The sequence below is a fragment of the Mesorhizobium sp. M8A.F.Ca.ET.161.01.1.1 genome (assembly GCF_004792105.1).
Taxonomy (GTDB): domain Bacteria; phylum Pseudomonadota; class Alphaproteobacteria; order Rhizobiales; family Rhizobiaceae; genus Mesorhizobium.
Genome location: NZ_SRTD01000036.1, coordinates 1 through 8,725, shown reverse-complemented (window position 1 = coordinate 8,725; position 8,725 = coordinate 1). Strand labels below are relative to the sequence as shown.

Below are 8,725 nucleotides of genomic sequence, written 5' to 3'. Positions count from 1 at the left end.
TGGCTCGAGGAAGAGCCGGCGCTCTCGGCAGCAAGTGTGTTGCAACGCCTGACAAAGATCGACCCCTCGCGCTTTAAGGAAAAGAACCTGAGAATGGTGCAACGGCTTGTGAAGGTCTGGCGCATGGAAATGGCTGGGCTGATCATCCTCGATGGCGGTTGGATGAAGAGCTGGCCGCTATCTCCCTCCGCCGCGACGGATGGAGAAAGGGCCCATGTCGGCCCTATCGCGTTCGGGAACATTCCTCGGTGAGGCAATAGGAGGGGTCACTTCCGGATGTCGCTTGATAGGTAAGGCGCAACGCCCCGGTAAGATAGTGGCTATGAGGCACGCCGGCCCGAAAGCGCTCGCTCGTGGAGCATGGCCCCTCAGGCGAGCTATCTGTAATTTAAAAGTGCAAGCTTCAAACCTTCCAACTATTCTGAATCGAATATGTATTTAAGGATATTTTGAGTGCCAACCGGGCCGCAGTAAGTAGCGCCGGTATCGCAAAAGCCCGACCTCAGGTAAACGTTTCTAGCTGTGAGATTGCGGACGTTTGCTGCAAGCAAGAGGCAGGCGACGGCTGGTCGGTTGACTAAGACCCATTGGACGGCAAGTCTCATTGCTGCCTCACCGTATCCGCTGCGTTGATGTGTAGAGCCCACGCGAAGGCTATGCAAAGTGATCACATCCGGCGGTGCCCACTCTGGCAAAGCCATTTTTTCGCGCAGGACAAAAAAACCGACAGCTTCGTCGCGAACTACAATCGAGAAGGGATGCTCACATTCGGGCCAAGAGCTATTTCGAAGATCCGAGAACACCACTTCCAACGGATCCACAAACTGCTCCTGCTCTGGATCAAGCTTTAAATGGATGACCGCGGCATCATCAAAGCGAGACAAAGCTATTAGCCTCGCACCGCACCCTTCGGAGGGAGGCGTAATCGGCTTGAGGTGCATTGCCCCACTGGGTCTTTTTTGCTTTATCGACTGCGGAGGCAAACGGTTTTCGAAAGATGACCGGAGGGGCGCATACTCCATCGCGCTGGCAAGCACTTGATCGAGTGTTCGCCTGCCCCAGGCAAAATAGGACCAGCCCGTCAATTCCCCCGTGGGCGCGGCAACAGGCACTGGCTGTTCGCGCAACGATTCACGCCATCCAGGGACGGATCTAAGCCAGTCCTCGTTATAGACAGTTTCGATGTAGCGATGCCCCTCATCAGGAAATATGGCGACAACCTTCTTGCCAGGATTCCTCTGAGACCACCAGTTCGCGACCCTATACGCAGCACCACCGGTAGGTCCCATAAATAGCCCATAGTCTCGGTGTAAACGATGAGTCGCATGAAATGCTTCTGCTTGCGTCAGCCAATGTACCTCGTCGAAATGACTGTGATTGATATTGGAGGGAATGATGCTCCGTTCCAGCCCGCTAAGCTGTCGCTTGCCGCTAAGTTGGCCAAATAGAACTGACTTTGGCGAATCAATTCCAATAGTATGCAATCCGGGGAACGGCACTCGTAAGTACCTGGACGTGCCGCACATGGAGCCCCCTGACCCGACGGGGCCCACCAGGCAGTCGATTTTTCCCACTCGATCGATGAGCAACTCCGCTAGCTTCGCGTAGGCGAGCGGATTATCCGGGTTTGAGTGGGGCGCGGGCCAATAGCTGCCGGGTATCTCCCTGAGATACCTGTTCAGCCTTTCCGAGCGCGCCTGTTGAAATCCACCACCGCGCGCTGGCTTGCTGACGACGTCTACGTGCACATTAAGCTGGGCAAGGCGTGTATGAAGGTGCCGATCGAGCGACGGGTCGCTCACTAGTGTAAGTTTGTAGCCATGCTGTGCAGCAAGCATGGCCAAGGCGAGCCCAAAATTCCCTGAAGAAGAGTCACAAATGCTGGCACCTATTTTCAGTGCTCTTTGCTCCACGGCCCGTTCTAGGATAAACCGGGCTGGAAGAAGCTTCATTAGAAAAAAACTGGCGCCATACAGGCCATCGTTCAATTCGATGATTCTAGGGTTCTCGAAATCCACAAGATTGCGCATTAGAGGTTTGCTAGCCACTTTTTACTCCCAGACCGATTCAGTGCCGAAATGCGGAAGGGTTTAAACCTATGTTTCTAAGGTCACACATCGCGAGATCCATGTTTTCGGTGCTCCTTTCCTTCGCCGGGTCGAACATTAAGCCGACAACTGTCCCGCTATGAGCAACTTGTACCCCGAGAGCGCCATGGCGAGCGCCAATCGCTTCGATATCGAACAGTCGGGGCTTGGGGAGGAATCTCTCGTTTATTCTAGCGCTTGCGGTGGCAACTCGTCCAAGCAGACCAACGTCGGAGTCGTCGATCGCTCTACGGAGAAGACTCCGGAGTGGCCGAAAGACTCCGACCTCGAACGGATCGTACTGAGCCGGCTTGAATACAAGAGTGTCAACGGTCTGGTTGGGAGTTGTGTCTATGCTGATGAAGTCGATCGCCGGAAGCGGGTTTCTGAAGGCCTCTATCACGAAACCTTCGCGATGCGAGAAGAGCACCGCTTGCTGGGAAAAGAGCGTCGAATCGCAAGCTGCCTCCGCGCCAACCGCAATTGCCATTATGCGATGAGGTGTTGATTCGAGGTCGAGGTAATTGAGAACGGCCAAGATGCTGGCCAGCACATCAGCGGTAGATGAGCCCATGCCGCGTCCAATAGGGATATTGCTTTTTATTGTCAGACGTCCGCCGATCGAGCTCCGGGCAAAAGTCTTGAGCGTGAGCTCCGCGGCGCGTTTTGCCTTTTGGCAATGCTGCGGGGTGACGGACAACCTCTCTTCGCCGTTATTCTTGAAATTCGCCGTGGACTTGAGGTGGCGGCAAGGAAGCGATATCAGCCCACGGTGCAGACGAGCATTTTGGTCTTCAAAAACGCCTTGAATGAGCTCGCCATGATGGCCGATAGCTTCGCCGCGTCCTTCTGTTGCCCGCATGGTGAACCTCGCAATATATCTGAATACCGGAGTGAGACTTACATTTGCTGCCGTCGATCAAGTCCCGCCGCTTTAGGCGACAAGTGCCATGGGCTCGGGCAATTGCACTGCCCCTCGCGGTACGATGCTATCTGACGCGAATCCGGTTTAACTTCCTTGTGCGCCCGATCGACATCAACGCTGCCCGCAACATCAAATCGGCACATTTCTACCGCCTCACTACGCAAAGTCTCAAAAATCGGGCCAACTGCACAGAGCGACCTGAGAAGATACCTTTCTGTTGCTACTCAACGGCTTACTGAGAAAGTCTGGAGGAGTGATCCCAGATAGCACCTGTCATAGGTGTTACAAAAACAGTAGCGTAGGACCCGTCGTTCTGACCAGTTGTTTGGGGGCTCCGAAGGAATCCAAGAGTCGGCTTCTAACTCCCTCCATCAAGAAGCTCGACGGCAACGCCGAACCTTTCGAGCGCGAACGCCTGCTCGCGGATTCCGATTCAAACCGGCCGGGTATTCCGATTTGAAGCCGGCCACCATTCCGGAATGAAGCCGGCCAGGACTCCGATCAATAACCGGCCACTTTCGAGCGACTGAAGAGCACCACCTGGGTCAGCAACTGCGGCATGACGCTCCTTGTATCGAACAAGGAAAGCGTGATGCCGGCAAAGAGGAAGCTGACCATGAGACAATGGAGACAAATGCTCCGGCTTGGCAGGGACGGGACCAGCGCCCGGGACATCGCGCGACGCTCGGGGTGGCGCGTAGCACCATTCAAGACAACCTGAAGCGAGGGACCACGGCGGGGCTGACCTGGCCGCTGCCGGGCGAACTGACCGACGATGCCCTCGAGGGCAAGCTGTTCGCACGGGCCGGGGTCAAGCAGGGCATGCGGCGTCGCCCTGAACCGAACTGGGCCGACCTTGTCGTCGAGCTCAAGAAGCCGGGCGTTACGCTCCTCATTTTGTGGGAAGAATATCGCGCCGTGCATCCCGGCGGCTATGGCTGCAGCCGCTCGGCGATCTCTTTCGCGGTTTCGAACGGCGGCTTTCGCCGACGATGCGGCAGCATCACGTCGCCGGCGACAAGGTCTTCGTCGACTATTCGGGCACGAAGATCGCCATTGTCGACCCGCGCACCGGCGAGATCCGCCAGGTTCGGGGCCTCCAGCTTCACCTATGCGGAGGCGACGTGGACGCAGACCCTGCCGCACTGGATCGGCACCCATGTGCGGATGTTCCGTTTCTTCGAGGGCGTTCCCCCGCCTGATCGTGCCCGACAAGCTGAAGGATGGACGGTCACGCGATATGCGCCGGTCAGTGACGGATTTGTCGCCTGCTAGCGAGGATGATCATGAACATCGTAGCGCGGCGAGAAGTTAATATCCATTCTGATTTTGCTTCCTTTAGTGTATTATGCGCGAATCATCTTTAGTAACTCAAGAGAGAGTTGCGATGGTTGCTCATGCTTGGCGCATCGGACTGCGGTGTCTCTACCGGAGACCAGTGTTCCACTGGTACGGATCAAGCCAGATACGCCCAGCCTTTGGAACAATCTCCTACCGGTATCTCAGCACCAAGTCGCGCAGATGCTCGCGACTCTGATCCGCCGGATGCCGCCGAACGCGCCAGCGGCCAGGGAGCGGTTTGATGTTGGCTATTCCGAGCAGTCCTGACGAGCGGCTCACAGCCGTCCGACGTTCACAGTTCTTACGTCTATGTGCGCCATTTCCTCAATAAACCAGGTGCGCCACCACCAGGAAAGCGCCGAACTTCAGTACAGTTTGGTGGACCGCGCCGTCAGATTAGGCTGGCCGCCGGATCGTGTCGTCGTAATCGACGAGGATCTTGGAAAATCAGGAAACGGCCAAGTCGAGCGCGGCGGCTTCCAACGGCTCATCGCCGAGATCGGGCTGGCAACGCGGGTCTGGTGGTCAGGCTCGATGCATCTCGATTGGCGCGCAACAACCGGGATTGGCATCAACTCCTCGAGTTGTGTTCATTGTTCGGCGTTATCAACGCCCGATGGCGAGCGCCTCTACGATCCCTGCGCCTATCACGACCGGCCATGGTTAGTGGCTCTCGGGGATCATGAGTGAAGCGGAGTTGCACCAGATCCGCATCCGCCTGAATCAAGGGGAGCGGCAGAAGGCGGCGCGCGGCGAGCTTCGCATACCGCTGGCAGGTGGCTTGACCTACAACCGCCCCGGCCAGATCGTGTTCAACCCTGATGAAGAGGTTTTCAGGCTCGGCTGCGTCTGATCTTCGACAAATTTTGAGAGCTTCAGACCGCGCGACGCGTTATGCGTTATCGGATCGAGCTGTCCGGCGAGAGCATGCCAAAACGATCAATCTCGTCGCCGGACACATCGCCTGCTTGACCTTCACCGAACTCGAACCAAACATCCAAACGACCCAGGTTCAGACCCAGAAAGTGACCGGCTTCAAATCGGAACAGTGGCCGGAATGAAATTGGAATAGGTGGCCGGCATCAGTTCGGAATGCATGCCCGGCTTCGCCGGAATCCGCACTTGCTCGCCGCCCACATGCTACACGTCAGCGTCCCGATGACGCAGATTGCCCAGTGGACGTTCAAAGGCTCGCGCGTCCCGTCACGCCTTGGCGGGACACTAGGCATGACCCGGCCGGTTAAGACGAAGGCGTGGATCGATTTCTATCTCGCGGAGCGTCGGCGCCATAGAGTCGCACTTGAGACTTTGGGTCGAGCTTCCACTTAGCCGATCGGTCTGGCTCTGTCGGCCCAATTAGCGATTGCGATCGTGCTAGCACACAGCAGGCGCCATATTCAGGAAGCGCACCGGCGGGATTGCGGTGCGATAGGGCTGCTTTCAGCGAACGCGGCGCTGGGCCCAAGTCCGCCAAATAATCGACGCGAATAGATCGTGACAGAGGTGTGGAATGGGGCTGGCCGCGGCCAGGCCGAAAGCAAACAAAATGGCTGGAGTCGTACGCACATCGGCCAATCCTTCAAATGCGCTGTAGTTAATTGGATGGGCCGAATAGCGGAAATGCAATCCTCCCCTTCTGCAGCTCGACCAATCCGAATTGGCATGAGGTTTGGGTCATTCAGAGGAAAGCCGCGGGAGCTCTCTACCGGCCCGACTGTTCAGCTTCAATGGAAGGAGCGAAGGGAAAATGCCGAGCGTCAATGCGCTTTCAACGCCGGCATCGTCGCTGACCCAATTAAGCCGCGCGCTAAAGACGCCTCGGCCAGCTGCCTTGTCGTCCGAAGAAGACGGCTCGTGAGGCAGTAGTTCTACCGTTCCGCTATTTCAACATAATGAGGGGCAATCGAATCATGGATCTACCTTCCGTAAAGCTATTTCACCCCGACATAGTCGAAGAGCTTTCCTTCCCAAAGCTCGTGCAGGTCGCGCAAAATCTCGTCGTCGCAAAGTTCGACCTGATGAAATTTACGCCTGCGAAGCACATTCTTGATGCTGCGCTGGCGAGCGGACATTTACGAGCCGGCGGCCGCGTCATTGAAAGCAGCTCTGGCACGTTCGCCTTGGCACTCTCTATCCTGTGTTCGCTATATGATCTGCGCCTGACGCTGGTTACCGGTCCAACGTCGCAAATCGTCCGCTGGAGGTTGGAGAATATGGGCGCAGTCCTACACACGGTCCACGCCAGCAAGAACTGCGAAGGTGGGATACAGCAGGCCCGTCTGGAGATGTTGGCCGAGTTACGCTCATCAATGCCGGACAGTTTTTGGCCACAGCAGTACACAAACCCATTGAATTCTCTCTCTTATAAACCGATTGCGGAGAGAGCCCTGCTGACACAGCCAAAGATTGATTTAATCGTGGGTACGGTCGGCAGCGGGGGGTCGCTCTTTGGAATTGCGTCCGTATTACAACGAGAAAATCCAGACTTAAAGGTAATCGCGGTCGACCATAATAGAAGCGTGATATTTGGTGCCAGGGCCACGCGCATCAGCAAGATGTGTCGGGAGACGTCTGAACAGATTCTGGCGATGGGCGCAGGAATTCCCATGGGCAATGTGAATTTTGAACTCTGCGACGAAGTCCACTGGGTGCCGGTTCCGAAAATGGTCCAAATGGTCCACGATTTCCATCGTCGTACTGGGATGCTTGTCGGGCCATCGAGCGGTGCCGCTCTTGCTGTCGCAGAGTGGCGCGCAGCTCAGGAGCCTTCGCAGTTCGTTCTGACACTTCTCCCCGACCACGGAGTCCGTTATGTCGAGACGGTGTTTAATCCCAGTTGGTTGAACAATTGGAACGAGGACCTTGCTCGTGGTTGGGGGGAGCCAAGGGAAATTTCCTCGCTAGAACAAGTATCGGAGGGATGGTGCCGATTCAAGTGGGATCGGCGTCGATACCGAGATGTCACCGGTAGTGACCCGGCGCCTCGCCCGGCCGGGTACAATCCGTAAGGTGTCGTTCGATACGCACTTTTAGCGGATTTCAGGAAGGTGTGAGAGCGGTTTTGGTTTGCGATTCACACGAGAGCGGCGCGGCATGCGTTATCTGTGCATCAGGTCAGAACACATTGAGTTGATTGAAGGTGCTGGTGCGAGGCACGCCGGGACCCAGAACTCAACATTCGGCAGGCGTTGTGCTAGATGTTTAGTCCCGGCATTTGCTGGAGCGGATCGAGTTTGAAGCGTTCCGGTTGTGACGCCCACGCCTTGCAGATGAACTCGTAGGGCGTAAGGCCTTTGAGGGTCTTGAGCCTGCGACCGAAGTTGTAGGCCGAGATGAAGTCGGCAAGGTGCTGGCGGAGTTGGTCGTGGCTCTCGTAATAGAAACGCCTGACGGTTGCATCCTTGATAGTGCGGTTCATCCTCTCGACCTGGCCGTTGGTCCACGGATGCCTTGCCTTGGTCGTTCGGTGCTCGATGTCGTTCGTGGCGCAAGCGTATTCGAAGGCATGGGCCCAGAAGCGTTCGCCGTTTGCGATGGCCTCCTTGATCAATGGCACGGCCGAACCGCCGGCGCCGGGCGTCGTGAACTGGATACCGTTGTCGGTGAGGACAGTGTGGATCTTGTAGGGCACGGCCGCGATCAGGCGCAGTAGGAAGTCTCTCGATATGGCGCTGGTGGCCTTCTCATGCAGTTCGACGAAGGCGAATTTCGAGGTGCGGTCGATAGCGACGAACATGTGCAGCTTGCCCTGTTCTGTGCGCACCTCGGCGACGTCGATGTGGAAGTAGCCGATCGGATAGCTCTTGAACTTCTTCTTCGCCGGCTTGTCGCCTTCTACGTCCGGCAGGCGGCTGATGCCGTGGCGCTGCAGGCAGCGATGCAGTGATGAGCGCGTCAGGTGTGGGATCGTCGGTTGTAAGGCATAGAGGCAGTCATCGAGTGGCAACAGAGTGTAGCGCCGGAAGGCGACTATGACGGCCTCCTCCTCGGGCAAGAGCACTGTCGATCTAGGCTCTCTCGGACCGGTCGGCAAATCTGCCACCGAGGTCCGTTCCCGCCATTTGGCAACAGTCTTTTGGTTGATCCCGTAGCGCTTCGCCAGCGCCCTCAGGCTCTCTTGACTATGCTGTATCGCTCGACGGACCGCCTCTGTCGTCGTGGCGCTCCCATGAAGAACCTGGCCCATAGCGCATCCCTTGATTCGGAGGACAAGGATGCCCCATCAAAATCTGGGATCAAACATCTAGATGTAGCACTGGTACGGTGTATATGTCGCAAACTACCGGGAGGGGAAAAGGATACGTGGACCTTTCAGAGTTTGGCCTCGACAGCGCACTCTTGCTGCCGAGAGCGCCGGCTCTTCCTCGAGCCT

At 56.7% G+C, this 8,725-nt stretch carries 7 protein-coding genes and 1 pseudogene; 5 read left to right on the top strand and 3 right to left on the bottom strand.

The features are described from left to right. A pseudogene (locus EN804_RS34375) lies at positions 1–252 on the top strand (transposase); the annotation flags it as partial. A 164-nt stretch (positions 253–416) separates the two neighbouring features. Here EN804_RS34375 and EN804_RS34370 read toward each other — a convergent pair. After that, positions 417–2,048, bottom strand: coding sequence for a pyridoxal-phosphate dependent enzyme (locus EN804_RS34370; RefSeq protein ID WP_127308890.1), 1,632 nt, complete (start codon positions 2,046–2,048; stop codon positions 417–419). 19 nt (positions 2,049–2,067) lie between these two features. After that, entirely contained in the window at positions 2,068–2,949 is an 882-nt protein-coding gene (locus EN804_RS34365) for a GHMP kinase (protein WP_127308889.1), read from the bottom strand. Positions 2,950–3,702: 753 nt separating this feature from the next. Here EN804_RS34365 and EN804_RS34360 point away from each other — a divergent pair. From EN804_RS34360 to EN804_RS34350, 4 genes are all read left to right on the top strand, one after another. Beyond that, entirely contained in the window at positions 3,703–4,287 is a 585-nt protein-coding gene (locus EN804_RS34360; protein WP_210212277.1) for a transposase, read from the top strand. 402 nt (positions 4,288–4,689) lie between these two features. Next, positions 4,690–5,043 carry a hypothetical protein gene (locus EN804_RS34355; RefSeq protein WP_127308888.1) on the top strand — a complete coding sequence of 118 codons (354 nt, stop codon included), beginning with the start codon at positions 4,690–4,692 and terminating at the stop codon, positions 5,041–5,043. Next, complete coding sequence (locus EN804_RS37480; protein ID WP_167531565.1) at positions 5,036–5,206, top strand: hypothetical protein; 171 nt, start codon at positions 5,036–5,038, stop codon at positions 5,204–5,206. Before EN804_RS34355 ends, EN804_RS37480 begins: the two co-directional genes overlap by 8 nt. Positions 5,207–6,263: 1,057 nt before the next feature. After that, positions 6,264–7,361, top strand: coding sequence for a pyridoxal-phosphate dependent enzyme (locus tag EN804_RS34350; protein WP_127308887.1), 1,098 nt, complete (start codon positions 6,264–6,266; stop codon positions 7,359–7,361). A gap of 185 nt (positions 7,362–7,546) precedes the next feature. Here the strand turns inward: EN804_RS34350 and EN804_RS34345 are convergent, their stop codons facing one another. Then, on the bottom strand, positions 7,547–8,539 hold the full coding sequence (locus EN804_RS34345) for an IS481 family transposase (protein ID WP_135922286.1): 993 nt from the start codon (positions 8,537–8,539) through the stop codon (positions 7,547–7,549). Between the last annotated feature and the right edge of the window lie 186 nt (positions 8,540–8,725).

Excerpts from the sequence above, each read along its gene's own strand:
- EN804_RS34345 (WP_135922286.1), bottom strand. The coding sequence starts at position 8,539 with ATGGGCCAGGTTCTTCATGGGAGCGCCACGACGACAGAGGCGGTCCGT.
- EN804_RS37480 (WP_167531565.1), top strand. The coding sequence starts at position 5,036 with ATGAGTGAAGCGGAGTTGCACCAGATCCGCATCCGCCTGAATCAAGGG.
- EN804_RS34350 (WP_127308887.1), top strand. The coding sequence starts at position 6,264 with ATGGATCTACCTTCCGTAAAGCTATTTCACCCCGACATAGTCGAAGAG.
- EN804_RS34365 (WP_127308889.1), bottom strand. The coding sequence starts at position 2,949 with ATGCGGGCAACAGAAGGACGCGGCGAAGCTATCGGCCATCATGGCGAG.